The sequence below is a fragment of the Paraburkholderia sp. GV068 genome (assembly GCF_003058125.1).
Lineage (GTDB): Bacteria > Pseudomonadota > Gammaproteobacteria > Burkholderiales > Burkholderiaceae > Paraburkholderia > Paraburkholderia graminis.
In genome coordinates this window covers 130,673-156,211 of sequence record NZ_QBUB01000015.1, presented here as the reverse complement: position 1 = coordinate 156,211, position 25,539 = coordinate 130,673, and the positions used below count along the sequence as shown (strand labels likewise).

General features: G+C 62.4%; 21 protein-coding genes. 11 read left to right on the top strand and 10 right to left on the bottom strand.

Features of this window, described 5'->3' with window-relative positions:
• Positions 1-58: 58 nt before the first annotated feature.
• Genes C8K18_RS26630 through C8K18_RS26620 form a run of 3 tightly spaced genes read right to left on the bottom strand, consistent with a single transcriptional unit; the run spans position 59 to position 4,079 of the window.
• Positions 59-1,357: a cytochrome c gene (locus tag C8K18_RS26630; RefSeq protein ID WP_006053021.1), complete on the bottom strand. Its 1,299-nt coding sequence runs from the start codon at positions 1,355-1,357 to the stop codon at positions 59-61.
• A 12-nt stretch (positions 1,358-1,369) separates the two neighbouring features.
• The gene (locus tag C8K18_RS26625) at positions 1,370-3,622 is read right to left on the bottom strand and encodes a xanthine dehydrogenase family protein molybdopterin-binding subunit (RefSeq protein WP_107710331.1); all 2,253 of its coding nucleotides are present in this window, start codon (positions 3,620-3,622) and stop codon (positions 1,370-1,372) included.
• 1 nt (position 3,623) lies between these two features.
• Positions 3,624-4,079 (bottom strand): (2Fe-2S)-binding protein, encoded by a 456-nt coding sequence (locus C8K18_RS26620; protein ID WP_006053023.1) that lies wholly within the window; start codon positions 4,077-4,079, stop codon positions 3,624-3,626.
• Between the two features lie 324 nt (positions 4,080-4,403).
• Here C8K18_RS26620 and C8K18_RS26615 point away from each other — a divergent pair, with 324 nt between their 5' ends.
• Both C8K18_RS26615 and C8K18_RS26610 read left to right on the top strand, forming a co-directional pair.
• Positions 4,404-4,802 (top strand): hypothetical protein, encoded by a 399-nt coding sequence (locus tag C8K18_RS26615; protein ID WP_006053024.1) that lies wholly within the window; start codon positions 4,404-4,406, stop codon positions 4,800-4,802.
• A 399-nt stretch (positions 4,803-5,201) separates the two neighbouring features.
• On the top strand, positions 5,202-6,020 hold the full coding sequence (locus tag C8K18_RS26610; protein WP_107710334.1) for an alpha/beta fold hydrolase: 819 nt from the start codon (positions 5,202-5,204) through the stop codon (positions 6,018-6,020).
• Positions 6,021-6,050: 30 nt separating this feature from the next.
• Here C8K18_RS26610 and C8K18_RS26605 read toward each other — a convergent pair whose 3' ends face one another.
• From C8K18_RS26605 to C8K18_RS26595, 3 genes are all read right to left on the bottom strand, one after another.
• Positions 6,051-6,983 carry a peptidoglycan DD-metalloendopeptidase family protein gene (locus tag C8K18_RS26605; protein ID WP_375135820.1) on the bottom strand — a complete coding sequence of 311 codons (933 nt, stop codon included), beginning with the start codon at positions 6,981-6,983 and terminating at the stop codon, positions 6,051-6,053.
• A gap of 471 nt (positions 6,984-7,454) precedes the next feature.
• On the bottom strand, positions 7,455-7,871 hold the full coding sequence (locus tag C8K18_RS26600) for a hypothetical protein (RefSeq protein ID WP_029968743.1): 417 nt from the start codon (positions 7,869-7,871) through the stop codon (positions 7,455-7,457).
• A 133-nt stretch (positions 7,872-8,004) separates the two neighbouring features.
• Positions 8,005-8,760 carry a DeoR/GlpR family DNA-binding transcription regulator gene (locus C8K18_RS26595; protein WP_107710424.1) on the bottom strand — a complete coding sequence of 252 codons (756 nt, stop codon included), beginning with the start codon at positions 8,758-8,760 and terminating at the stop codon, positions 8,005-8,007.
• 128 nt (positions 8,761-8,888) lie between these two features.
• Here C8K18_RS26595 and C8K18_RS26590 point away from each other — a divergent pair, with 128 nt between their 5' ends.
• Together C8K18_RS26590 and C8K18_RS26585 are read left to right on the top strand one after the other, a co-directional pair.
• Complete coding sequence (locus tag C8K18_RS26590; protein ID WP_107710336.1) at positions 8,889-9,476, top strand: NUDIX domain-containing protein; 588 nt, start codon at positions 8,889-8,891, stop codon at positions 9,474-9,476.
• A gap of 72 nt (positions 9,477-9,548) precedes the next feature.
• Positions 9,549-10,031 carry a hypothetical protein gene (locus C8K18_RS26585; RefSeq protein ID WP_244231025.1) on the top strand — a complete coding sequence of 161 codons (483 nt, stop codon included), beginning with the start codon at positions 9,549-9,551 and terminating at the stop codon, positions 10,029-10,031.
• 28 nt (positions 10,032-10,059) lie between these two features.
• Here C8K18_RS26585 and C8K18_RS26580 read toward each other — a convergent pair whose 3' ends face one another.
• Entirely contained in the window at positions 10,060-11,220 is a 1,161-nt protein-coding gene (locus C8K18_RS26580) for a porin (protein WP_053860276.1), read from the bottom strand.
• Between the two features lie 502 nt (positions 11,221-11,722).
• On the opposite strand from C8K18_RS26580, the gene C8K18_RS26575 reads away from it, so the two are divergent.
• The gene (locus tag C8K18_RS26575) at positions 11,723-12,832 is read left to right on the top strand and encodes an OpgC domain-containing protein (protein WP_107710338.1); all 1,110 of its coding nucleotides are present in this window, start codon (positions 11,723-11,725) and stop codon (positions 12,830-12,832) included.
• A gap of 77 nt (positions 12,833-12,909) precedes the next feature.
• Positions 12,910-13,782, top strand: coding sequence for an esterase family protein (locus C8K18_RS26570; protein WP_053860274.1), 873 nt, complete (start codon positions 12,910-12,912; stop codon positions 13,780-13,782).
• A gap of 49 nt (positions 13,783-13,831) precedes the next feature.
• Here the strand turns inward: C8K18_RS26570 and C8K18_RS26565 are convergent, their stop codons facing one another.
• Positions 13,832-14,950, bottom strand: a complete 1,119-nt coding sequence (locus tag C8K18_RS26565; protein ID WP_107710340.1) for an AI-2E family transporter — start codon at positions 14,948-14,950, stop codon at positions 13,832-13,834.
• A 347-nt stretch (positions 14,951-15,297) separates the two neighbouring features.
• On the opposite strand from C8K18_RS26565, the gene C8K18_RS26560 reads away from it, so the two are divergent.
• From C8K18_RS26560 to C8K18_RS26550, 3 genes are all read left to right on the top strand, one after another.
• Entirely contained in the window at positions 15,298-15,585 is a 288-nt protein-coding gene (locus C8K18_RS26560) for a DUF3331 domain-containing protein (protein WP_029968727.1), read from the top strand.
• Between the two features lie 262 nt (positions 15,586-15,847).
• Positions 15,848-18,427 (top strand): adenosylcobalamin-dependent ribonucleoside-diphosphate reductase, encoded by a 2,580-nt coding sequence (locus C8K18_RS26555; RefSeq protein WP_107710342.1) that lies wholly within the window; start codon positions 15,848-15,850, stop codon positions 18,425-18,427.
• A 129-nt stretch (positions 18,428-18,556) separates the two neighbouring features.
• Entirely contained in the window at positions 18,557-20,035 is a 1,479-nt protein-coding gene (locus tag C8K18_RS26550) for a diguanylate cyclase domain-containing protein (protein WP_053860272.1), read from the top strand.
• A 19-nt stretch (positions 20,036-20,054) separates the two neighbouring features.
• Here the strand turns inward: C8K18_RS26550 and C8K18_RS26545 are convergent, their stop codons facing one another.
• Positions 20,055-21,053: an AraC family transcriptional regulator gene (locus C8K18_RS26545; protein WP_107710425.1), complete on the bottom strand. Its 999-nt coding sequence runs from the start codon at positions 21,051-21,053 to the stop codon at positions 20,055-20,057.
• Positions 21,054-21,394: 341 nt separating this feature from the next.
• On the opposite strand from C8K18_RS26545, the gene C8K18_RS26540 reads away from it, so the two are divergent.
• Together C8K18_RS26540 and C8K18_RS26530 are read left to right on the top strand one after the other, a co-directional pair.
• Complete coding sequence (locus C8K18_RS26540) at positions 21,395-22,447, top strand: NAD(P)-dependent alcohol dehydrogenase (protein ID WP_006052910.1); 1,053 nt, start codon at positions 21,395-21,397, stop codon at positions 22,445-22,447.
• Between the two features lie 813 nt (positions 22,448-23,260).
• The gene (locus C8K18_RS26530) at positions 23,261-24,217 is read left to right on the top strand and encodes a LysR family transcriptional regulator (RefSeq protein ID WP_006052911.1); all 957 of its coding nucleotides are present in this window, start codon (positions 23,261-23,263) and stop codon (positions 24,215-24,217) included.
• 57 nt (positions 24,218-24,274) lie between these two features.
• Here C8K18_RS26530 and C8K18_RS26525 read toward each other — a convergent pair whose 3' ends face one another.
• The gene (locus tag C8K18_RS26525) at positions 24,275-25,411 is read right to left on the bottom strand and encodes a nucleoside hydrolase (RefSeq protein ID WP_006052912.1); all 1,137 of its coding nucleotides are present in this window, start codon (positions 25,409-25,411) and stop codon (positions 24,275-24,277) included.
• Between the last annotated feature and the right edge of the window lie 128 nt (positions 25,412-25,539).

Genomic DNA, 25,539 nt, shown 5'->3' with positions numbered 1-25,539 from the left:
CAACCGCCGAAAGACGGTTGACGCTTTTTTCATGCTCGGCCGGTTTGAGTAACTACTGCTAGCGGGCCGCTTGAGTCGACTTGCGCAGCTTCGTGACATCGGCTGCGGTCACGGCCGGCGCGCCGTTGTTCCAGCCGGCGCGCACGAACGTCAACACGTCGGCGATCTGCTGGTCGGTCAGCACCGGTGCGTACTTCGGCATCGGATACGGCGCGGGAATGCCGCCGATCACGAGGTCTTCGGTGCCGTTCAGCGTCACGTTAATGAGCGACGACGCGTCCTTCTCCAGCACGTTCGGATTGCCGGCCAGCGGCGCGAGCATCGGCGCGAAACCGCGTCCGTCGACGCCGTGGCAATGCATGCAATACGCGGTGTAGACGCGCGCACCGGCGTCGTTCGCGGGACGGTTCAGCGACACCTTCGTCGCCTGCGGATCGTACGTGTAAGGCGGCGCGCCGTTGCCGCCCGCCGGCGGCAGCGATTTCAGATACGTCGTCATGGCCGCGATGTCGGTATCGTTCAACGCCTGCGTGCTGTTGTTGATCACGCTCGTCATCGAGCCGAACGCCGTAGCGTGACGATTCGCGCCGGTCTTCAGGAACGCCTGCAAGTCCTGATCGTTCCAGCGTCCCAGGCCGACGTTATGCTCGCCGGTCAGGTTGGTCGCGAACCAGCCGTCGAGCAGGCTGCCGGTGAGAAACGCGCTGCCGCTTTCGTCGAGCGCCTTCTCCTGGAACGCGATGCCGCGCGGCGTGTGACACGAGCCGCAGTGGCCGAGGCCCTGGATCAGATACGCGCCGCGATTCCATGCGACGTCCTTGCCCGGCTTGTTCTGATACACGCCTTTCTCGAGGAACACCATGTTCCAGAGCTTCAACGGCCAGCGCATGTTCATCGGCCATGCGATGTCGGCCTCGCGATTCGCCTGCTGCACTGGCGCAACACCGCTCATGAAGTACGCGTACAGCGCCTTCATGTCGTCGTCGTTGACCTTGGCATACGACGGATACGGCATCGCCGGATACAGGTTGTGCCCGTCTTTCGCGACGCCTTCGCGCATCGCCCGCGCAAAGTCCTGTTCCGTATAGCCGCCGATGCCGGTTTGCGAGTCCGGCGTGATGTTGGTCGTGTAGATCTGACCCATCGGCGTGTTCATCGGCAGGCCGCCCGCGAACGGCTTGCCCTTCGGCGCCGTGTGGCAGGCGGCGCAGTCGCCGGCCTTCGCGAGATAAGCGCCGCGCTGCACGAGCGCGGGATCGAAAGCGGATGATGTTGCCGCTGCTGCCGCCGATGCCTGCATCAGCAACGGCAGCGCCACGCTCAGTGCCGCGCCGAAACCCTTGAGTATGCTTTTCATGTCGGGCTCCCGTTAAGCGGTTTGCAACTGGCTGCCGACCGGCAAATGCCGCAACCGCTTGCCGGTGGCCGCGAAGATCGCGTTGGTCAGCGCCGGCGCGAGCGCCGCCGTGCCAGGCTCGCCGATGCCGCCGGGCGCCTCGCTGCTCTTCACGATATGCACGTCGATAGGCGGCGTCTGGTCGATCCGCAGCATCCGGTAGTCGGTGAAGTTGTTCTGCTGCACGCGGCCGTCCTTGATCGTGATCTCGCTGTAGAGCGCGCCCGTAATGCCGAAAATGATGCCGCCCTGCACCTGCGCCTCCACCGTGTTCGGATTGACGACCATGCCGCAATCGACCGCGCAAACCACGCGCTTGACCGCCACCTCGCCCTGCTCCACGGCGACATCGACGATGATCGCGAAGTAGCTGCCGAACGCATGCATGACCGACACGCCGCGCCCTTGCCCCTTCGGCACCGCGCTGCCCCAGTCGGCCGCCTGCGCCGCGACGTTGAGCACGTTCAGCGCGCGCGGCGTCTTGCCGAGCAGATCGCGCCGGTATTTGACGGGATCGACCTTCGCCTCGGCCGCGAGTTCGTCGATGAAACTCTCCACCACGAACGTGCTGCGGGTGGGACCGACGCCGCGCCAGAACGCGGTGGGAATAGCGTGCGGTTCCTGGCGCACGTAGTCGACGAGCTGGTTCGGCAAGTCGTACGGCAGGTCCGACGCGACCTCGACCGCGTCGGGGTCTAGCCCGTTCTTGAACGCGGGCGGCGCGAAACGCGCGAGGATCGACGAGCCGACGATCCGGTGCTGCCACGCGAGCGGCTTGCCGTTCGCGTCGAGACCGGCGGAGATCTTGTCGTAGTAATACGGGCGGTACATGTCGTGCTGAATGTCTTCTTCGCGCGTCCACAGCACCTTCACGGGTGTCGACACCTGCTTCGCGATCTTCACTGCCTGCGTGACCATGTCGAATTCGAGCCGCCGCCCGAAGCCGCCGCCGATCAGATGGTTATGCACGATGATCTTGTCGGCGGGCAAGCCGGTGACGGCCATCGCCGCGTCGCGCACGCGCGTCGGCACCTGCGAGCCAAGCCAGACTTCGCAACTGTCCGCGCGCACATGGACCGTGCAATTGATCGGCTCCATCGTCGCGTGCGCGAGAAACGGCTGCTGGTAGATCGCATCGACACGCGTCTTCGCGTTCGAAAACGCGTGCACCACGTCGCCGTCCTTGCGCGCGACCGCGCCATTGCGTTGCGACGCGTTGGCCAGATCGTCGACGATCTGCTTCATCGACAACTTCGCGTCCGCGCCTTCGTTCCACTTGATGTCGAGCGCCTGCAACCCGCGTTTGGCGGCCCACGTGTGATCGCCGATCACGGCCACCGCGTTGTCGATCTTCACCACCTGACGCACGCCGGGAATCTTCTTCGCGTTGGTATCGTCGACGCTTGCGAGCGTGCCGCCGAACACGGGACAGTTCGCGATGGCCGCGTAGACCATGTCGGGCACACGCACGTCGAGGCCGAACATCGCCGTGCCGTCCACTTTCTCCGGCGAATCGAGCCGCTTGACTGCCGTGCCGATGATCTTGAAGTCTTTCGGGTTCTTCAGCGGCACGTTCTGCGGCGCGGGCAGTTTGGCAGCCGCCTCGACCAGTTGACCATAGCCGATGCTGCGATTGCTCGCCGCGTGGATGACCTGGCCGGCCTGCGCATGACAGCTCGCGGCGTCGACCTGCCATTGCTGCGCGGCCGCGCTCACGAGCAGCGTGCGCGCGGTCGCGCCGGCGCGGCGCATCGGCTCCCATGCATAGCGGATCGACGTCGAACCGCCGGTGAGCTGGCCGCCGAGCAGCGGGTCCGTGAAAAGCTTTTCGTCCGGCGGCGCGTGGTCGAGCGTGACCGTGTCGAGCGGCACTTCGAGTTCTTCTGCGATCAGCATCGGAATCGACGTGTACACGCCCTGGCCCATCTCGACCTTTGGAATCACCAGCGTGACCTTGCCTGCCGTGTCGATCTGGATGAACGCGTTCGGTGCGAACACGCCGTTCTGCGGCGCTTCGTTTGCGTCGCCGCCGATCACCGACTTACCGGCCTTCTGATCCTGACTGACGGCCGGCAGACTGAAGCCGAGCAGCAGACCGCCGCCCGCCGCCGCGCCGACGCTCACGCCGAACTTGAGGAACGTGCGGCGCGACACGCCGCGCGCTTCATCGGCTTCGGCTTGCGGGCGCTTCGCGCCTTTGTATGCATCGAGCAATCCCTGGGACATGTCAGACTCCCTTCGCCGCGTGCTTGATCGCCGCGCGAATGCGGTTGTAGGTGCCGCAGCGGCAGATGTTGCCGGCCATCGCGGCGTCGATGTCCGCATCGCTCGGATTGGGATTGCTTGCGATCAGCGAGGCCGCCGACATCACCTGTCCCGACTGGCAATAACCGCATTGCACGACGTCCAGTTGACGCCATGCCTGCTGCACTTTCTGGCCGGCCGGCGTGTTGCCGACCGCTTCGATCGTCGTGATCTTCTTGTCGCCGACAGCCGCCGCGGGCAACACGCACGAACGCACCGCCACGCCGTCGAGATGAACCGTGCACGCGCCGCATTGAGCGATGCCGCAGCCGAACTTCGTCCCGGTCAGGCCGACGAGATCGCGCAGGACCCACAACAGAGGCATGTCAGGCGGCGCATCGACGGTATGCGTTTCGCCGTTGATATTGAACGTTGTCATGAGCGGTTCCTTGTCGAGTTATGTTTTATCAGCCTGTTTAGAACGGGACGCCGATCAAAACGCAACGACTTGCCGCGTTTATTCGAGAGCCCGGACTAATGCGCAATGCCGATGCGCGGCTTCGCCAATGCGTCGCCGCACGACTTCGGACCAGGCATTGCGCGAGTGTGCTGTGAGGGTCCGGCGATTGTAGCCGTGCATTAAGAAATTCGCCTGCACCCCGGCATGCGCCGTTGCGAAGGCGCCGAAGGCGGTTCGTCGCCCGCAATTTTGCTAGCATGACGCGACTGCACTGACTATCTGACTATCCGAAGGAGACGCATCATGAACGACCCGCAATGCACCCAATTCCTCTCGGACATCCGCAAGCCGCTGCTCGCGCTGCATAAGGCGATACTCGATCACGAACGCGCGGCCTATGAAAAAGAATTCGGCCCGGTCACGCCGGCGGCTTTTCTGCAGGTGCTGATCAACGGTTCCGGGTTTCGCTGGCTGACGCCGCTGTCCACCATCATTGCGAACGTGGACGAGATACTCGACGACAAGGAAGCCGATGCCGCCGACCGCCTCGCCGCGGTCGAAGCCGTCACCGGTCTCTTTTCCGCCGATCAGCCGAACAACAGTTTTCTGCCGCGTTATCTGCCGCTGCTGCAGGCCGATCCGGGCATCCTCCATCTGCATGGTCAGGTCTCGCAGGTGTTGCGCGGGGCGCAGACGAAGTAGGTCTGAGTCGAGCGCGCTGCGTTTGGGCTCCCGGATTTCCTCACCGTTAAATGTGGGTGAGTCTGCGGAATTTGCGGCGATGAGGCGTCGCGGTTTAGGCGCGACCTTGATTGCTGTATAGAGGATTACCAGGCTTTCTTCAATGTGCACGTGGAAAATCGCTGTATTTGAAGGTGATTCGTGCGCGATTCGTAAGGATCATCGACGCTGCGTGTTCGTATGAGCATGCGGCGTGAGCGCGTCGAAGCATGGCATCGGCTGAATTGCCTGGTTTTGCTGAACAAATCAATGGTGAGCTTTTGCGGGAGGTGACTGGGCGTTCCATTGTCCTTGGTGCGTCCTGCAGCCAATCACAAGCCCTGTTAAGGTAAGCGGACCTCGTCACCACCGATCACCGCCATGACCGACTGGCCGCTTCCCGAGACCTACACGTTCCGCGATCAAACCGTGCGCTTCAATGTGACGGGCACCGGGCCACCGCTCGTACTCGTGCACGGCACGCCGTTCTCATCGTACGTGTGGCATCGCATCGCGCCGCATCTGGCGCAGATTCGCACGGTGCACTATTACGATCTGCTCGGCTACGGTCAGTCGGAGATGCGTGACGGCCAGGACGTGTCGCTTGGCGTCCAGAACGCCTTGCTCGCCGCGTTGCTCGCGCATTGGCAATTGAAGAGCCCGGATGTGATCGCGCATGACTTCGGCGGAGCGACTTCGTTGCGCGCGCATCTTATCGACGGTTGCGACTATCGCAGCCTGACGCTGATCGATCCGGTCGCGCTGGCGCCGTGGGGCTCGCCGTTCGTGCAGCATGTGCGCCGTCACGGCGATGCGTTCGCCGGTTTGCCGCCGTATATTCACGAAGCCGTAGTGAACGCCTATGTGCGCGGCGCGATTGCACGCGACATCACGGATGAAGAACTCGCGCCGTACGTCACGCCGTGGCTCGGCGCGACGGGACAAGCCGCGTTCTACCGGCAGATCGCGCAAATGGATCAGCGCTATACCGATGAAGTCGAATCGCGCTATCCGCAAATGCGTTGTCCGACGCAGATTCTGTGGGGCGAAGAGGACCAGTGGATTCCGCTCGAGCGCGGCCGGCGTCTGGCCGCGCTGATTCCTCACGCGCGCTTTCAGGCGGTGCCGCGCGCGGGCCATTTGATGCAGGAAGACGCGCCCGAGGCGATCGTCGCGGCGGCGCTGCGGTGGCTCGACTGAGGCCACCCACAGCACAGCCGCGCGCTGCGTTTAGCCGCGTCCTTGCGGCAGATACGGCATCGGATCGACCGGTTTGCCGTCGCGGCGCAACTCGAAACCGACCGACACGCGCGAGTTGTTTTCGTCGCCCATCTCGGCGATCTGCTGGCCCTGTCGAACGATCTCGCCGGTTTTGACCAGCAGTTTGCGGTTATGCGAGTACGCGGTCAGGAAGTCCTTGTTGTGCTGCACGATGATAAGACTGCCGTAGCTGTTCAGGCCCGTGCCGGCATACATGACCTTGCCGTCGGCGGCCGCGCGAACCGGATCGCCCGCCTTGCCGCCAATCTCGATGCCGCGCGTCTCGCCCGGCTGGAAGGCTTCGACCACGCGGCCGCCCGCGGGCCATGCCAACGACAAGCCGTTTGCATGACGCATGCTTTGTTGCGCGACTTCGCGGGCTTCGGCGGCGCTGGGACCGGGCGAAGGCTGCGCGATAGCTGCCGATGGCGCCGACGCCTGCGCGCCAGACGCACTCGACGCCGCCGCAGCTTTTGCCGCAGCCGCATTAGCCGCATTAACCGCCTGCACGGTTTCCGGCGATGCAACGCGCAGCACCTGACCATTCTTCAATCGCGACGACGCCTTCAGGCCGTTCCATGCCTGCAACTGCTTGACGCTGCAATGATGGCTCTGCGCGATGCGCGCGAGCGTGTCGCCGCGCTTCACCCGATAAACGAGCGGCGGCGCCTTTTTGAGGGGCGCAGCCAGAGGCGTGTCGCCCGAAGCGGCCGCACTCGCCGACGCGGACATCCCCGCCGTGCCTTGCAGATTCGCCGCGCCTGCCGCGGACACACCCGAAGCGGCTGCTGCGCCGGTCTGCGCGCCCGGCTGCCCGACGCCGGCGCAACCGCTCATCGCGAGCGCGAGCCAGGCGCCGGCGATGCCTGCCATCACTGCCCTGTCGAAACCCTTTCCCATCATGTTCGGCTCCTGCTTGTTCTGTAGGCGGGCCGGACGCCGCCTTGCCGCCTGCACGCGCGCGTCGCGCTGACGCGCCGCCGTTCGCATCGCGGCCTGGCGAGCGTGCTGGCACCCTCACCGTTGTATTGCCGGCTGGCCTTGTTCGTTGCATCGCTCCGTACGTCGAATCTTCGCGCGGGCGACGGCGGATTCAGGCGCTTACACAGCCACTTTTCCGCGGACGGCCAGACTACGATTAAATTTCCAGCCGGATTGTAAAGTGCGATTAACAGAAAACGCGTGCGCCACACAGTCTGATACAAACGTTACCAACAGCGTCTGCGTGTCTCGTTGTGCGCACAACCACGCGGCAAAACCGGGCCGCATGGGCAGCGCCATCGACGCCATCTGCTTAACGGCACGCTGGCGCGAGAACTTGAATTGCCGGTTCGAAAAACGCGATGGTGCTCGCGCGGAACGCGCGGCGAGCCGCTAGCTGTAGTAATGCCCCGCGTATGACACGTAGCCCACGGGGTGATGAGTGAAGTGGAGCACGGGCAGTACAGGGTTGGAGTTGTCGTCGGTGGGATAGGCGCTTGCCTCGGGGATGTATTCGCCCTGCGCCTCGATGGGCTGCCCGGCTTGGAGTCCGGGGATTTCCTCGGCGAGCCCTTCGTTATCGCCGAAGCGCACCGCAATGAACACCTCGGTGCCGACGAGATTCTGCGTGCCGCCTTCAAACTTCAACACCTTGTCGATCTTCACGATCAGGTGCTGATGATTTGCGCCGTGGTGGTTGTCCGGGCTCGCGAACACCTTCGTGATCGTGCCTTGCACGCAGGCAAGCGGCGCACCGAGCGAATGAACATAGCGATGATGAGGAAGGATCTGCGTCGCGCGATTGCTCATGAAATCTCCGTGGAAGAAGCCAGGCTGAGACGGCGGAAGAACAGGCGCATGCGGGGCTGCTGCGCGATCGGTTTGAGCGGCTCGACGGGCGGGAGTTCAGGGCGCGTGCCGAAGCGATTGCAGCGGCCAACCTCTACGCGCGCACAACCGTCAGGCCCAGCGCTTCGAAAGGCGCGGTAAGCGTCTCGGCCGTGCCGCGTTCCACCACGATCGTGTTCGCCGCCGATACGTCCGCGATCCGGTACGCCGACGCCGCATTGAGCTTTTCCGCCGATGCGAGCACCACCGTCTCCGCCGCGTGCTCCGCGAGCGCGCGCTTCACGTGCGCTTCCTCGATGTCGCCGGTGCTGAGGCCGGCTTGCGGATGTACCCCGGTCACGCCCATGAAATACAGATCGGCGCGGATGTGGCTGAGCGCTTCGATGGCGGCCGCGCCGACATTGACCATTGAATGCCGGAAAAGCCGGCCTCCGATCATCACCACTTCCAGTTGCGCATGCCCGGCGAGTTCGACGGCGATGCTCGGGCTATGCGTGACGATCGTCGCACGCAAGTCACGCGGAAGGTGTCGCGCGAGTTGGACAGCAGTCGTGCCGCCGTCGACGAACGCGATTTGCCCCGGCGCGATCATGCCCGCCGCGGCGCGCCCGATGGCCGCCTTCGACGCCGATTCGATCCGCTCGCGCCCGGCGAGATCCACCGCTGCCGGCGACGCCGGCAAAGCGCCGCCGTGCACGCGCTGGAGCTGCCCTTCCGCCGCGAGTTCGCGCAGATCGCGGCGAATGGTGTCCTCGGACACGTCGAAATCCGCGCTAAGCGTCTTGGCGACGACCTGCCCGTCGCGCCTGAGCGCCTCGAGGATCAACTGTTTTCTCTGCGATGTAAGCACGCTCGTCTCCGGCAGACGGGTCGCGCGATCCGTCCATTGCACGAAATTTCTTGTTTTTGCACGATACTGCACGATACCATGATTCGCGTGTCGGCCTAACCACTACCAACCAATCAAAGGTACGAGCCATGAATGAAACCGCGGAACGAGTACGAATCGTGGACGTGAAAGTGCTCTCCGACGACTGGTATGTGCTGAAAAAGACCACCTTCGACTATCGCCGCGCCGACGGTTCCTGGCAGCGCCAAAGCCGCGAAACCTACGACCGCGGCAACGGCGCGACGCTGCTTCTGTACGAACCGCGCCGGCGCATGGTCGTGCTGACGCGGCAGTTCCGCTTGCCCGCGTTCGTCAACGGTCATCACGGGATGCTGATCGAGACACCTGCGGGTCTGCTGGAGTCCGCTTCACCGGAAGAGCGGATTCGGGCCGAAGTCGAGGAAGAAACCGGTTATCGCGTCCATGAAGTGCGCAAAGTGTTCGAAGCCTTCATGAGCCCCGGTTCGGTCACGGAGAAACTGCATTTTTTCGTCGCCGAATACGATGCGCTCGCGCGGGTCGGCGCAGGCGGCGGTCTCGAACACGAAGGCGAGGACATCGAGGTCTTGGAATTGCCAATCCGACAAGCGCTTGCGATGGTCGAGCGCGGCGAGATCGTCGACGGCAAGACGATCATGCTGTTGCAGTACGCACAGCTGAACCTGTTCGACGCTTGATCGCGTCGGGTCACGTCGCGCCACACTCGCTTTAGGAATTTTCCCAAGCCCGATTAGGAAACGGACGATAGGTTGAGGAACGCAAAAAAAATATTCTTACGTTGCTTTGACGTTGACCGGCGGCGCGCCACGCTCCCGCCGGAAAACTCAAACGGAACCCTTCCCTTCAGAATATTTTTGCTTCGTCAACCTGCATTCCGGGCGATGAAGAAGTCGAGGCTCAACGTGGATTCTCTTACATCGGCCAACCGTTTCATGGGCGGTTTTTTCTTTGGCGCTGTCGTCGCTACCGCGATCATGGTCGTGCTCTGCGTCAGCGGCGAATTTGTGCCTCTCATGGCGAAGCTGCATGCAATCCAGCAAGTGATTGCAACAGCGGTCATTTCAGTGCTCGTCGCCGGCACCAAGCCGCTTCTGTATAAAACCGTCTGGCGCGAGCGCCGCTGCAGTTTCATTCTCGACGAAGACCTGAGCGCGACGCTTCGCGGCAGAAGCTTTGGTATTCCCGCCGGCGTGATGGTCGGCATTCTGGTTCAAAACGTTTTGATGAATTGAACGCAGTTCAGGCACCCGGCATGAAACTCTAGAATTTATGCCGGATCGCAGCGCGCACCACAACCTGTTTCGACGTCGATGACGGCGCTTGCGCGCCTGGTATAAACGCCTCATCGAGTATCGAATACGTCGAGTCGCCAGTCACTTGCTGGTATTCACCCTGAATATAGACGTCGGTCCGCTTGGACAGGTTGTAATCCGCCATCAGTCCAAATGAGTGGATTTTCGGTTTGACGCCGCCACTCGACGCATCGAAGTTTTCAATCGTATAGACGTATTGCGCGCCGACAAACAGCATCGGCGAGATCTGATACTTGCCGTTCAATTCAAAGTTCTGATATTTCAACGAGTTCAGCAATACGCCGGGCGGCACGAGTGGCGTAATGCCGAGATAGCCATTGCCGGTCGGATTCAAATAGCTCGATTTGCTATACGCGAAACCCGCCGTGGCCGGACCGAAGTTATAAGTAATGCCGCCGCCGAACACGCGCATGCGAGCCGCGATAAAGCTTGCGTCGTTAGCCGTAATCGCACCATTCGCACCATTGCCCGGATTATTGGCCTGCAAATACGCGGCGCTCACCAGCAAGCCGCCATACGCATACTGCCCGCCCACGCTATAGGCGCGGTTATTGCCGAAATTCGTGTCGTTGCTAAAGCTGTACGTGCCGCCGAATTGAAAGCCGCTAATCGACGGGCTTGTGTATTTGACGGTGTTGTCGAGGCGAAACGAGTTATCGGTATTGTCGTTATCGTAGGGATGCGAGAAAAGCGAGCCGGCCCAATTGCCATTCGCGGTAGTTTGCGCCAGATAATCGACCACTGAATCGTATTGCCGCCCGAACGTCAATACGCCATAGCGCTCCGCGCTCAAGCCCACAAAAGCCTGTCGCCCGAACATCCGGCCGCCCTGATTCAGGCGCCCCGAACTGACGTCGAAACCGTTTTCGAGCTGGAAAATGGCTTTGAGGCCGCCGCCCAGTTCTTCCGCGCCCTTCAAGCCCCAGCGGCTGCCTTGCGCGTAGCCGCTTGCCAGCTCGTACACATGTCCTCGGCCCGCGTTATTCGTGTAGTTGATGCCTTCGTCGAGTACGCCGTACAGCGTGACGCTCGTCTGCGCCGAAGCCGGCGTGCTGAAGGCGGCGGACACAGCCGTGGAAACGGCCAGCGCGAACACTTGCTTGTTCATGACGATCCCCCTGCACTCGAGTAATCGGCCTAACTCGATCTGACGCGTTCTTCTTGACCCTACGACAACGCGCTTCTTCAAGTCCGACGCGCTTACGGGAAATCCTCACACGCCGGAACGCGTCCGTCCATTGGGTGTCGCCTGGATGTGTCGAAACGTTGCGAAATCTCCACTGTCTTTAAACGTCCATTCCGCCGAGGCTCCGCCAGCACTGCGTTTGCAATGTGCGCTGCCAAGCAGACTTGTCACAGAAAGAAATATAATTGGCGACTTTCGCGGCACCGAGGCGGAACTCCGCCGTGCTGTCAGGGTCATTTTTACTGCTTCATGCAAGCGCGTGCGCGCGCCGGCTTTGAGGCCGGTCCGTTACGGCGGCAACGCGCGGTTCAGCGCAGCAACGCCGCTGCAGCAACAGCATCAACCCACTATTCCAAAGCCTTGTGAGACGCCCGACGCGCTAAAGAGCGCGCCGTCGCACGGGGCTGCTTTGGGCATAAAAACAATGCAAGCTTCGCAATCGCGTTTAATCGAGCTCGACTTTTTCCGAGGACTCGTTCTGCTGATCATCGTGGTGGACCACATCGGCGGAAGCATCTTGTCGCGCGTCACGCTGCATGCGTACGCGCTGTGCGACGCCGCGGAGGTGTTCGTGTTTCTCGGCGGCTTCGCAACCGCGACGGCCTACGCGGCGCTCGCGGAGCGGCGTAGCGAATCGATCGCGCGCAACCGCTTCCTGCGGCGCTCGCTGGAAATCTACCGCGCCTTTCTCGTGACCGCCGGCCTCATGCTGCTCGTGAGCGCGGTCCTGAACGCGTTCAACGTCGAGGCGCCGAATCTCGCGATCACCGATCTCGACGACCTGATGGACACGCCCGTCGCCGCGTTGCGCGATATCCTGCTGTTCCGCCGTCAGCCTTATCTCGCGTCCGTGCTGCCGATGTACGCCTTCTTCGCGCTGCTCGTGCCGATGATCCTGCCGCTCGCGCGCAGCAAACCGTGGCTGCTGCTCACGGGCAGCGTCGCGCTGTGGGCCGGCGCGCCGGCCATCAACGCGTATCTGCCTGCCGCGCCGGACATGCACTGGGACTTCAACCCATTCGCCTGGCAGTTGCTGTTCGTGCTCGGCGCGCTCGTGCGTTGCCAGCCGGTCTATCAGCGCGTGAGTCAGCACCGTCTCGGCTGGCTGGTGACGCTCGCGGCCTGCTGTGTGGCGGCGGTCGCGGCGTACTACAAGCTCTTTGTCGAAGTCGAGCCGCTCGATCCGAGTTTCAAACAGAATCTGTCCTACTCGCGCGCGGTCAATTTCCTCGCGATCGCGTGGCTCGTGGCCAAGCTGATCGAGGCGGGCTGGGCAAGAAAGCTCGCGCAGTCTCTGCCGCTGATTGGGCTCATCGGGCGCAAGGGTCTGCTGTGCTTTATCGCCGGCGCGGTGATCTCGCTCGTGGTGGACTCGGTGCTGTATGCCGCCACCGACGGTTACCTGAACTATCCGCTAGGCTTGCTCGCCGACGCGTGCGCGATCACGGCGCTCGTTGCCGTCGCGTGTGGGACGGAGCCGCTCAAGCGGCTCGTGATGCGCATGGTAGGCACGCGGCTTCGGACGTCGCCGTAACATGTGTGGGTCAGCTCTGAGCTTTGAGCTATGACTCAGCGTTGGCCGCCGTCCGCCGTGACTGTTTCCACCTCGACATGCGCCTATTCCTACACCTTGCGCTGACTGTTCTGTGCGCCGCGTGCGGCACTTCGTCGTTCGCCAGCACGGTGACGACCCGCAGCTTCCATTCGTCCGCGCTCGGACGCGATTGGTCCTACACGCTTTATTTGCCGACCGGTTATCGCCCCGACGCCGCGCGCATTCCGGTGATCTATCTTCTGCACGGCAACAACGGCGATGCCAACGACTGGATCAGCCGCGGCCATCTGCAAAGCACCGTCGACGCGCTCATCGAACATCGCGATATTCCGCCGCTCGCCGTCGTGATGCCGCAAGGCGGCACTGACTGGTACGTGGACCGCAAGGAAAAAATGGAGACGGCGTTCTTCGACGATCTGCTGCCCGAAATCGAAACGCACTACGCGGTGTCGACGCAGCGCGCGGGGCGCATGATCGGCGGCGTGTCGATGGGCGGCTTCGGCGCACTGCGCTACGTGATGACGCAGCCCGAGCGCTTTTGCGGCGCGCTGCTGCTGAGCCCGGCCATCTACGCCGACGAACCGCCGCGCGGTTCGGCCGCGCGCCGCGTCGGCGTGTTCGGCGAACGTCAGTTCGATCCGCGGATCTGGCACGAGCTGAACTACCCGGCGCAGTGGGAGCGGTATATGAGCCGGCCGTATCGCGTGCCGGTCTTCATCGCTGCCGGCGACGACGACCTCGCGATCCAGGCCGATGCATCACTGCTTTATACGCAGCTTCGCCTGGCGGGCAATCCGGCGGCGCTGCGCATTATCGACGGCGGCCATACGTGGGACGTGTGGAGCGCCCTGCTGCCCGGCGCGCTGAAATACACGCTCGGTTGCACGAGGCTGCCGGCGCAGGAACATCCGTCGAACCAGCGGCCTTGAATCAGTAAAGCACTCGCGAAAATCGCGAATCGGACGACACCCGGCCGGGCTATTGCACGAGGTCGGTCCACAGCACCATCAAGACCGTCATCAGCGCGGGGCCGATGAAGAGGCCGAGCAGCCCGAAGGTCTCCGCGCCGCCCAGAATGCCGAACAGCACGAGCAGAAACGGCAGGCGCGTGGAATTGCCGATCAACACCGGCCGCACGAAATGCTCGGCGACGAAGACCACGATCGACCCGAACACCAGAAGACCGATCGCGCTCGCGACCGATCCCTGCGAGAACAGCCACAACGCGGCGAGGCTGAAGGTTATCGGCGCGCAGAAGGGCAACATCGCGGCAATCGCGGTGATCAGCGCAAGCAGCGCGACGTGCGGCAAGCCCGTCACGAAATAGGCGACGCCGAGCAACGCGCCCTCGCCGAGTCCGACCACGACCAGCCCCGACACGGTGCCCCGCACAGCCGTTGCCATCCGCTGGACGAGTTGCGCGCCGTCTTCGCCGAAACCGCGTTGCAGACCTCTCGCCAATGCGCCCGACAGACGCGGCCCCGCCTGGAAGATCACGAACAGCGTCACGAGCATGAACGCGAAGACGGTGACCGCATGCACGGCACGCGCCCCGAAATGGCGGCCAAGCGTGACGACCGTGGTGCTGTGCAAGCCCTTCATCGCCGCGGAGTCGCGCAACGGCGGCGTCAGATAGGCTTGCCACCACGCCTCGGCCTGGTGCGCGCCGAACGGCAAACGGTGGATGAAGTCCGGCATCGCGATGCCGTTCTCCTGCGCGGCCTTGAACCAGTCGGTGAGGTCATGCGCTTCGCGCAACGCCTGCGCGATGCCCACGCCCACCGGCAACACCACCAGCAACGCGATCGCCAGCGTCAGCACGGCAGCAATCAGCGTGGTGCGCCCGGTCAGCCAGCGGCTGCCTTCGACCTTGCGCAGAAGCGGCCATAGCGCGATCGCCAGCACGCCGGCCCAGCCGACCACCGGAAGAAAGTCGCGCACGACCCACAACGCGAGCAGCACGAGCCCGATGTACAGCGCGAGCGAAGCAGCCCTCTGTTTTTTGACGCGCTCGGGCGTCAACAGCGACTGAGTCGGATGCGACGAGCGCGGCGGGTGCGTCGATCTGGACGGGCCGACGGGGGGACGTGAATTCATGTGGTTCGTGTGTGGATGCCGGTATGCGCGCGAGCCGACCCGAAAAAAGCAAACCCGCTAAACTGCGGGACGCGCTCGCCCAATAAACAACGACATCTTAATGGAAGCGCGCAAGGCCCTTGCGGCCCGCTTTGGCTGTCTCGCCAGCTACAACACTGCGTTGCAAAAAGCGCTCTTATCTCATTTTTGGGCGACACGCCCTTCGCCAAGCCCCGCCAATTCGAGTGCCGTCGAAAGTCAAGTCGGATTGTTGCTAATTGGGGAACAGTGTTTCAACGTAGACACAATGGCTCTGCAGCCGTTGGGGGACTAAATTCGGGCACACCACAAATTCGGAGCCGACGATGATGACCCTGGAGTCCATCCCCCTTGACGGTACTAACGGCATACGCATCGAGATCCTCGAGCGCTCCGACACCACGCTGGTGATCCGCTGGGTCGAGCCCGGACGATGTCATTACGGCGAGCAGCGGTGGCGTCGCAGGTCGGCGCATACGTCGGGAACCTGCGCGGTATCGCGCCGCAAGATTCGCCGCGGCGATGCCGTCTTTAAACCGGCCGAGCGCCCGGCGCCGTCGAATGCCTCCGCGATGATCTGCGCGGAAATTCTCGGCGCGCTGCCCGCCGAAGCCTGATTTCGCCATCAATCCTGCCCACGCGCGCCGTCGCGCGTGCCGTCACGCGTGCCCTGCACCTGCCCGCTCGCGCTGACTCCGCCGTCGAGTCCCTAACGCCGCCGCGCGCATGAAAACCGCCCCGATTGCGGCCCTTCGTCGCGTGCGTTAAGGTGGACCTGCTTGCGTCAAATCACCCTGCCGGCCCGACGCCCGGCGGTAAAGTGACGCGCATCTCCACCCATCGCGCCGTGCGCGGCACGGCGCCGTTTGAGGGCACACCATGGCAGAAGACACGCCGCACACGTCGACCCGGCCGGAGACTCGCGCAGCCAGCGCGCCCCCTGCTCCGCTCATCGCTCCCCAGCAGTTTTCCACCGACGTCCTGCTCGAGAAATACGCCAAAGGCGACGAGCAATCCGCCGACGACGTCTTCAAGCGCGTCGCCCGCGGCGTCGCCGAGGCGGAACCGGAAGCGCTGCGCGAATCGGTCGAGGCGCTCTTCGTCGACAATCTGCGGCACGGTGCGCTCGGCGCGGGCCGCATCATGAGCGCAGCGGGCACCGGCATTGCCGCCACGCTGATCAACTGTTTCGTGCAGCCGGTCGGCGACGCGATTCAGGGCGTCGACGAACAAGGGCTGCCGGGCATCTACGTCGCGCTGCTGCAAGCCGCGGAAACCATGCGGCGCGGCGGCGGCGTCGGCTACAACTTCTCGGCGATCCGGCCGAAGGGCGCGCGGGTTCACACCACGAGTTCGTCGGCGTCCGGTCCGTGCAGTTATATGGATGTGTTCGACGCGTCGTGCCGCACGGTCGAAAGCGCCGGCTCGCGGCGCGGCGCGCAAATGGCCGTGCTCGACTGCAATCATCCCGACCTGCTCGAATTCATCGAGGCCAAACATTCGAAGGGACGCTGGAACAACTTCAACGTGTCCGTCGGCGTGACCGACGAATTCATGCGCGCCGTCGAAGAAGACCAGCCGTGGCAACTCGTGCATCGCGCGGAACCGTCGCCGGCGCTACGCGCGGCCGGCGACGTGCGGCAGCGCGACGACGGCCTGTGGGTCTACAGCGAGCGGCCGGCGCGCGAGATCTGGGATCGCATCATGCGCTCCACGTACGACGTCGCGGAACCGGGCATCGTGTTCATCTCGCGCATGAACGAGGACAACAACCTGCGTGCCGTCGAAACGATTCGCGCGACCAATCCGTGCGGCGAACAGCCGTTGCCGGCTTACGGCTGCTGCAATCTCGGGCCGCTCAATCTGACGCGTTTCGTGATCGACCCGTTCGCGCAACTCAAAGGCCGCGAGCCTTCGTTCGATTGGGACGGCCTCGCTCGACGCACGCGCACGCAAGTGCGCTTTCTCGACAACGTACTCGACGTCACGCTGTGGCCGCTGCCGCAGCAATACGACGAATCGCGCGCGAAGCGCCGCATCGGCGTGGGCTTTACGGGTCTCGGCGATACGCTCGTGATGCTCGGGCTGCGCTACAACTCGCAGGAAGGCCGCGACTTCGCGGTGCGCATTGCGCGGCTGATGCGCGACGAGGCGTATCGCGCGTCGGTGGAACTCGCGAAGGAGCGCGGCGCGTTTGCGCTTTTCGATGCCGCGCGCTACCTCGAAGCCGGCACCTTCGCGTCGCGGCTGCCCGAGGACATCAAGGAAGCGATTCGCCGCGACGGCATCCGCAACAGCCATCTTCTGTCGATCGCGCCGACCGGCACCGTGAGCCTCGCGTTCGCGGACAACGCGTCGAACGGCATCGAGCCGGCCTTCTCGTGGACCTACACGCGCATGAAGGTGATGGCCGACGGCGGCCGCGAATCGTTCGATGTCGAAGACTACGCGTACCGGCTTTATCGCGAGCTCGGCGGCGACGTGACCAGGCTGCCCGACTACTTCGTCAGCGCGCTGGAGATGTCCGCGCGCGATCATCTGGACATGATGGCGGCCGTGCAGCCTTACGTGGACACGTCGATCTCGAAGACCGTCAACGTACCCGCCGACTATCCGTTCGAAGCCTTCGAAAGCCTCTATTTCGATGCATGGAAAAGCGGCCTGAAAGGTCTCGCGACTTATCGCCCGAACGAAACGCTCGGCGCCGTGCTGAGCGTGAGTCCGGCGCAAGCCGACGACACGCTCGCCGAAAGCGATCTCGATCCATTGCGAATCGCAATCGATCATCGGCCGAAAGGCGAATTGCCGGCGATCATCGAAAAGGTCGAGTACCTGACGCAAGCCGGCAAAAAATCACTGTACGTGGCGGTGTCGTTCATTGAAGTGACCGGACGTCTCGGCGGTGAAGACGTGACGATCGAGCGGCCCATCGAGTTCTTCATTCCGACCGGTCAGCGCGACGAATCGCAGCAATGGATCACGGCGACCATGCGTTCGCTGTCGCTCGCCGCGCGTGGCGGTTTCGTCGCGCGTAATCTGCAGGACATGCGCAAGGTCTCGTGGGATCGCGGGCAAGTGCGGCTTGGTGAAGTGCAGCGTCTGGACGGTCATCGCACGCCGCGCTGGCACGATTCGGAAGTGGCCGCGCTCGCGTTTGCGATCCAGCAGATTCTGCATCGCCGCGGTTTTCTCGACGCCGAGGGCAATCAGGTTCCATCGCGTCTGCTCGCACGTTTGCCGCGCGGACAGATGAAAGCGGAAACGGCGCTGTCCGCGGACTTCGGCATCCGTCCCGCTCCCGGCGACGCGCACACAGCGGAATTGACGCAGCCCGGCGTGATGCCGGGATTGCATACGATGCTCGGTCGCAAATGCGGATCGTGCGGCGCGAACGCCGTGATCCGCAAGGACGGATGCGACTTCTGCACGGCCTGCGGCGAAGTGGGAGCGTGCGGGTGAATTAGCGTTAGCGGGTCTCTCGCCCCGCTATTGCACCTGTCGAAAGTGCTGACACTGGAAAGCTGGTTGTTTTTTAGACCGATGCGCAACCAGCCGTAGAATAGCCGCACTTTCCGCGACGAGACTCTCATGCTGGATATTTCGCCAGGCGTTACCAAGCCCGCTAACGACGATTCGAAAATGTTCGATCTCGCGCCCGTCTCGCTGTGGGTCGAGGACTTTAGCGGCGTGCGCGATCTGTTCGATACCTGGCGCGCCGAGGGCGTGAGCGATCTGCGCGCGTACTTCGCCAAAGCGCCCGAACAGGTCGCCGAATGCGCGCGCAGCATTCGCGTGGTGAAGGTCAATCAGAAGACGCTGACGCAGTTCGAGGCCGCGGACTTCGACACGCTCAACGGCAACCTCGCCGCTGTGTTCCGCGACGACATGCTCAAGACGCATCTCGAGGAACTCTGCCAGTTGTGGGCCGGGCAATCGCATTTCACGAGCCAGACGGTCAACTACACGCTCGCTGGACGGCGACTCGATGTGCTGCTCAAAGGCTCTATTCTGCCGGGCCACGAAGAACGCTGGGACCGCGTGCTGGTGTCGGTGGAAGACATCACCGAACTGGAAAGCGCGCGGCATCGTATGACGCTCGCCGAGGAATACGCGCGCGGTCTCTTCGAACATTCTCCGGTGTCGCTATGGGTCGAAGACTTCAGCGCGGTCAAGCAACTGCTCGATCAGGCGCGCGCGGCAGGCATTAGCGATTTTCGCGTGTTCACCGACGTGCACCCCGAGTTCGTCGAGCGCTGCATGCAGGAGATTCACGTACTCGACGTGAATCAGCACACGCTTGAGATGTTCGCCGCGCCCGATAAAAAAACGCTGCTCGCGCATCTGCCCGATGTGTTCCGCGACGACATGCGTCCGCATTTCCGCGAGCAGTTGCTCGACCTGTGGGAAGGCAAACTGTTCCAGCAGCGCGAAGTACTCAACTATTCGCTCGACGGCAACGAGGTGCATGTGCACCTGCAATTTTCGGTGCTGCCGGGGCACGAGAACAACTGGGACCTGGTGCTGGTCGCATTGACCGACATCACCGCCCGCAAGAAGGCGGAGGCGTACCTGGAGTTTCTCGGCAAGCACGACGTGCTGACGAAGCTGCGCAACCGCTCGTTCTATGTCGACGAATTGAATCGGCTCGAACGCAAGGGGCCGTGGCCTGTCACGATCATCATCGCCGATCTGAATGGACTGAAGCGCGTGAACGATCAGCTCGGCCACGCCGCCGGCGATGCGCTGCTGCGCCGTGCGGGCGAAGTGCTGGCCAAAGCGATGGAGCCGCCGTTTCAGGCGGCGCGCATCGGCGGCGACGAATTCGCGATTCTGATGCCGGGCACCGACGAGCGCGGCGGCGCGGCGATGATCGATGCGGTCGGCAAACTCGTCGAAATGAACAACCAGTTCTATCCGGGTTCGCCGCTCAGCTTTTCGATGGGCATGGCGACGTGCCAACGCGGCGACCGTCTTGAAGCCGGCGTGCAACGCGCCGATCTGCAGATGTACGACGAAAAGCGCTCGCATTACGCCAATCAGGCGGATGCGAAAATTAGCGGTGGTTAATGAACGCGAAGCGCTTTCTCTACACCGCCGTCACATAGCGCGCAACGGGCTTCACGATGCGCGGCGGCGGTGAGTCGTAAATTGCGCGCATGCGCTTCACTTCGTCGACAGGACTCAGGCCGAAAAGACGCTTGAATTCGCGGCTGAATTGCGACGCGCTTTCATAACCGACTCTTGCGGCCGCGGCGCCCGCGTTTAAACCATCCTGCACCATCAGCAAACGCGCGTGATGCAAACGCGTGGTCTTCACGTATTGCATCGGCGAGGTCGCCGTGACGGCCTTGAATTGCGCGTGAAAAACCGCGAGGCTCATGCCGGCTTCGGCGGCGAGCGTATCGACGTCGAGCGCGCCGTAATAGTCGGCGTGAATGCGGCGCAGCGCCTTGGCAACGCGTCCAAAATGATTCTGATGCGTAAGCGCCGCGCGAATCGCATCGCCCTGCTCGCCGGTCAACACGCGATAGCAGATTTCGCGCACGATGCCCGGCGCGAGAATGCGCGCGTCGAGCGGCGACACCAATGCGTCCAGCAGACGCTGCACCGCGTTGCTCAATGCCGGATCGAGCGGCGTCGAATAAATGCCGAGCGGTTCGTTGCGCGCCGCGCCCTGCGTTTCGTTGAGCGCCATCAGCAACTCGGCAACCATCGTCAGATCGACTCGAATGGAGATGCCGAGGAACGGCTCGTCCGGGGTCGCCTCAGTCTCGCATTCGAACGGCAGCGGCACGGACAGCACGAGGTACTGCTGCGCGTCGTACTGGAACACCTGGTCGCCGAGATAGCCGCGCTTGCGCCCCTGGCACACGATCACAATGCTCGGCTCGTACATCACCGGCATGCGCGGCAACGGACTATTCGCGCGCATCAGATTGACGCCTTCAAGACTCGAGCGCGTCATGCCCGGCTTGGGCGCGAGTGCGTCGAATACTTCGATCAGGCGTTGCTGCGCAGCATGAGCGGCGTGCGCGACTGGAAGTTCGGCGGAAGACAACGACGGTTGCGATAGGTGCGGCGACATGACGAAATAGTGACGTACAAGAGAATAGTGCTTGAAATTTAGCATCAAACTGCCTGGCGCGCTTCGTCCCAGGAGTTTTAGGCAAATCTTCAAGACATTCAGGTATTCACTGGCTCGCCGTCGGCTTCTACTATGGGAGCCCTGTCGGATGAGCTTTGCTGCGCGACGTTTGTTGGACGACCTTCATTCGCGCTTTCATCACGCGCCGCGACCCGAACCGTGCGGTTAGGCGCATGCGCGACATGCGTTGTCCGTTGCCGATTGCCATTACCGTCGCCCGTCGCCGATTGCCCATTGCCGGCGCCTTCTGACATCACCCATCTTTTGCTGGAGAACTATCCATGAGCACGACTTATGCCTATGCCGCGACCGACGCCAGCGCGCCGCTCGCCCCGTTCGAAATCCAGCGCCGCGAACTGCGCGCTCATGATGTGCAAATGGAAGTGCTGTTTTGCGGCGTGTGCCATTCCGACCTGCATCAGGCTCGCAACGAATGGAAGAACACGATGTATCCGGTGGTGCCGGGTCATGAAATCGTCGGCCGTGTGACCGCGGTGGGCCCGGACGTGACAAAGTACAAGGCGGGCGATCTGGTGGGCGTCGGCTGCCTCGTCGATTCGTGCCGTACGTGCGCGAGCTGCGCGGAAGGCCTCGAGCAGTACTGCGAGAACGGCTTCGTCGGCACGTATAACGGCGTGGACCGCGTCGACGGGCAAGTGACCTACGGCGGTTATTCGACGCAACTCGTCGTCGACGAGGAATTCACGCTGCGTGTGCCGCAAAACCTCGACCCTGCCGGCGTCGCTCCGTTGCTGTGCGCGGGCATCACCACGTACTCGCCGCTGCGCACGTGGGGCGCGGGTCCTGGCAAGAAGGTCGGCATTGTCGGCCTGGGCGGCCTCGGCCACATGGGCGTGAAGCTGGCGCGCGCAATGGGCGCGCATGTGGTGCTGTTCACGACATCGCCGTCGAAGATCGAGGACGCCAAGCGGCTTGGCGCACACGAGGTGGTGATTTCGAAGAACGCGGAAGAACTGGAAGCGCATGCGAACAGTTTCGATCTGATCGTGAATACGGTGGCTGCGCCGCACGACCTGAATCCGTTCTTGAACCTGCTAAAGCGTGATGGAACGATGACGCTGGTGGGCGCGCCCGAGCACGATCATCCGTCGCCGCAAGTGTTCAACCTGATTTTCAAGCGCCGCCGGCTGGCCGGTTCGCTGATCGGCGGGATTGCCGAAACGCAGGAGATGCTGGATTTCTGCGGCGAGCATGGGATTACTTCGGATGTCGAAATTATTCCGATGCAGAAGATTAATGATGCTTATGAGCGGATGTTGAAGAGTGATGTGAAGTATCGGTTTGTTATTGATCTGGATTCCATGCGGAAGTGATTTTGGTTTTTTTTGCCGTGCGGCGGGCTTCTTTTGGTTGGGTCTTTTGGCCTTTCCTTGAATTCGCTGTGGTCTATTTGCGTTGCCCCTGTGCGGGGCGGCACCTACTTTCTTTGCCGCCGCAAAGAAAGTAGGCAAAGAAAGCGGGCTCACACCGCCAGCTTTTAAGTGGGTCCCTCGGTTCGGAGCGGGTAGTGGTGCGTTTGACATCCGTGTTCTCGCACATTCCGCGCTCGTGACAAAGCAGTCATTCTTCCGGCGGCGCTTCGCGCGCCGTGCGGTCGTTCTGCAACCCATCGCACATTCGGCGGGGGCCTGCGTCGCGAATCGTTGCGGCATCTCACGCGCTTCTGCGTTCCGCCGCCACCTGTTTAAAAGCGCGATTGGAACGCAGGCATTAAGGTTTTCGACAAGCAAAGCGATCGCCCCAACAGCGCCACGCCGAGGCGCAGCCGACGGCCCCCGCCGCGCGAAAACGCGAGCGGATGGTGTAAGCCAACCTTTCCGGCGAGCACGTAGTGCGAGGCGGGAAGCATGACTGCCTTGTCACGAGTGCCGAATGCGCGAGGGCACGGATGTTAAACGCACCACTCCGTTCTCCGAACCGAGGGACCCACTTATAAGCTGGCGGTGTGAGCCCGCTTTCTTTGCCTACTTTCTTTGCGGCGGCAAAGAAAGTAGGTGCCGCCCCGCACAGGGGCAACGCAAATAGACCACAACGAATTCAAGAAAAGGCCAAAAACAAAAGCCAAAAAAAAACGAACCCCAAAAAAGCCCCGCCGCAGGCAAAAAACCCAACCCCGAGAGGCCCAAATGCTAGACCGAATAACAGCAATGCGCACCTTCCTAAGAATCGTGGACACGAACAGCTTCACCCGCGCAGCGGAATCCCTGAACATTCCGCGCGCGACGGCGACCACCATTGTCCAGAACCTGGAAGCCCTACTCGGCACGCAACTGCTCGCACGCACCACTCGGCGCATCAGCGTGACGCCCGAAGGCGCCGCCTACTACGAACGTTGCGCGCAAATTCTCGCGGACATCGACGAGATGGAAGCCAGCATCCGTCACGCCACCGATAACCTCACAGGCCGCCTGCGCATCGAAATGCCGGGCTCGGTGGCGAGCGCAATCGTGCTGCCCGCTCTCGACGACTTTCACGCGCGCTATCCGAATCTCGATCTCGCTATCGGCGTCAGCAACCGCACCGTCGATCTGGTTGCCGAAGGAATCGATTGCAGCATCCAGCTCGGTGAACTGCCCGATTCGAATCTGGTCGCGCGCCAACTCGGCACGCTCGAACATGTGACCTGCGCGAGTCCGGACTATCTCGCGCGCTACGGCACGCCGACCGACCTCGACGATTTGCGCGGACATGTGGCCGTCAATTGCATGTCGCCAAATAGCGGCCGCGAAGTGGCGTTCGATTTCGAAGTCGACGGCGAAGCGCAAAGCGTCAAGGTGAACGGCTTTATCAAAGTGAGCGACGAGCAGGCGTATCTCACCTGCGGACTGCAAGGCCACGGGCTCATTCAACCCGCGCGAATTGCCGCGCAACCGTACCTCGACTCAGGACAATTGCGCGAAGTACTGCCGCAATGGAAACCCGTGCCGATGCCGGTTTCCGTCGCTTATCTGAAGAATCGACGTGTGTCGCCGCGCGTGCGTGCTTTCGTCGACTGGCTTGCGGAGCTGTTCGAAAAGACCGAGCACGTCGATCAGGATCTCTCGCGCGTGCGCCAGTTGTTGCGCGGCCTGCATCCCGCCTGAAGCGGATTCGATGCAGGCTCGCAGCACGTTCAACGCATCAATCAATCAATCAATCGATCAGCCCGGCACCGGCACTGGCCGCGTCAGCAAGTCCACATAGAAATTGAAGAAGTTCTGATTGTCGAAGCGCTTGATGATCGTCATCTTCTGCAGACCAGCCGGCGGCGAACTCGTATAGCCGGTCGCTTTTCCATCATTCGCGCCGAAGCTCATATCGACATCGACCCACTCGTCGACCGTTTGCGTCGCGAACGAAGGATGCATCAAATAGCCGAGAGTCAGCGTGTCCCAGATGTTCGTGGTGTAGTTCGGGTTCGTCTCGAAACCGTTCTTGCCGTCGAAGCCATAACCGTTCAACGTCTTGAACAACTGCGTAATGATGGTCTGCTTCGACGGGTCATGCGCGATCCGGTCATAGAGCGCCTTATCCATCTTCACGGTGTCGGTCACATCGAGCGGAACGACAACCTGCTTGATCGGCAGACGCAACACCTCTTTCGCGGCTTGCGGATCGAACCACCAGTTGAACTCGGCGGTTGGCGTCGTATTGCCCGGCACGTCAATCGCGCCGCCCATATAAATGATCTGCTTGATCAACGGCACGATCTCGGGATGCCGACGCGCGGCAAGCGCAATGTTCGTCAACGGTCCGATGGCAAGAATCGTCACCTCGCCGGGATTCTGCTTCACCGAGTCGACGATGAAATCCACCGCGCTTTTGCTTTGCACTTTCGTATGCGTTGCGAAGCCGTCAGGCGGCGCGACGAGGTCGCTATCGGACTTCGGTTCGGGTGTTCCCCACGCGCCGAGATAACCGTCGCCACCGGGGAATTGGGCCATTTCAGCCTGGATCGTGGCGAAATCGTGCGACAACGCATAGTTCGCACCGGCATAGACGCCGATCTGCTTTTCGACGCCTAGCCGTTCGACGGATTTCAATGCATCGGCGACGCCCTGCTTCAACCACTGATTGCCCGACACGACCGTAATGCCGAGTACTTTCAACGATCCCTGCGCCTGCAATTGCGCGGCCATGACGCCAAGCTGGCCGTCGTCGCTCAGCGTGTTGTAGTCGCTGTCGATAATGACTTTCGGGGGATTGGTTGCGTTCAGATTGTCGCCGCCGCAAGCCGCGATTGCGAGAGCAGTCACGACGCTTGCTACATAGCTCAATGCCACGAGAAACCGCTTCATTGATGTCTCCTGTTCTATCGCATCGGTGTGCGACTAAGGAGAGTCATCATAAACGCAACGGCGGCCAAATCAAACATGCGTCAAACGTGTGCGTCGACGAGGCTCGCAAACAACACGAGCCTCACGAT

Coding starts and splice junctions, on each gene's coding strand:
- C8K18_RS26550 (WP_053860272.1), top strand. CDS start 18,557: ATGCTGGATATTTCGCCAGGCGTTACCAAGCCCGCTAACGACGATTCG.
- C8K18_RS26545 (WP_107710425.1), bottom strand. CDS start 21,053: ATGTCGCCGCACCTATCGCAACCGTCGTTGTCTTCCGCCGAACTTCCA.
- C8K18_RS26615 (WP_006053024.1), top strand. CDS start 4,404: ATGAACGACCCGCAATGCACCCAATTCCTCTCGGACATCCGCAAGCCG.
- C8K18_RS26540 (WP_006052910.1), top strand. CDS start 21,395: ATGAGCACGACTTATGCCTATGCCGCGACCGACGCCAGCGCGCCGCTC.
- C8K18_RS26605 (WP_375135820.1), bottom strand. CDS start 6,983: ATGATGGGAAAGGGTTTCGACAGGGCAGTGATGGCAGGCATCGCCGGC.
- C8K18_RS26625 (WP_107710331.1), bottom strand. CDS start 3,622: ATGTCCCAGGGATTGCTCGATGCATACAAAGGCGCGAAGCGCCCGCAA.
- C8K18_RS26575 (WP_107710338.1), top strand. CDS start 11,723: ATGCAAGCTTCGCAATCGCGTTTAATCGAGCTCGACTTTTTCCGAGGA.
- C8K18_RS26565 (WP_107710340.1), bottom strand. CDS start 14,950: ATGAATTCACGTCCCCCCGTCGGCCCGTCCAGATCGACGCACCCGCCG.
- C8K18_RS26530 (WP_006052911.1), top strand. CDS start 23,261: ATGCTAGACCGAATAACAGCAATGCGCACCTTCCTAAGAATCGTGGAC.
- C8K18_RS26555 (WP_107710342.1), top strand. CDS start 15,848: ATGGCAGAAGACACGCCGCACACGTCGACCCGGCCGGAGACTCGCGCA.
- C8K18_RS26590 (WP_107710336.1), top strand. CDS start 8,889: ATGAATGAAACCGCGGAACGAGTACGAATCGTGGACGTGAAAGTGCTC.
- C8K18_RS26580 (WP_053860276.1), bottom strand. CDS start 11,220: ATGAACAAGCAAGTGTTCGCGCTGGCCGTTTCCACGGCTGTGTCCGCC.
- C8K18_RS26620 (WP_006053023.1), bottom strand. CDS start 4,079: ATGACAACGTTCAATATCAACGGCGAAACGCATACCGTCGATGCGCCG.
- C8K18_RS26570 (WP_053860274.1), top strand. CDS start 12,910: ATGCGCCTATTCCTACACCTTGCGCTGACTGTTCTGTGCGCCGCGTGC.
- C8K18_RS26560 (WP_029968727.1), top strand. CDS start 15,298: ATGACCCTGGAGTCCATCCCCCTTGACGGTACTAACGGCATACGCATC.
- C8K18_RS26600 (WP_029968743.1), bottom strand. CDS start 7,871: ATGAGCAATCGCGCGACGCAGATCCTTCCTCATCATCGCTATGTTCAT.
- C8K18_RS26525 (WP_006052912.1), bottom strand. CDS start 25,411: ATGAAGCGGTTTCTCGTGGCATTGAGCTATGTAGCAAGCGTCGTGACT.
- C8K18_RS26610 (WP_107710334.1), top strand. CDS start 5,202: ATGACCGACTGGCCGCTTCCCGAGACCTACACGTTCCGCGATCAAACC.
- C8K18_RS26630 (WP_006053021.1), bottom strand. CDS start 1,357: ATGAAAAGCATACTCAAGGGTTTCGGCGCGGCACTGAGCGTGGCGCTG.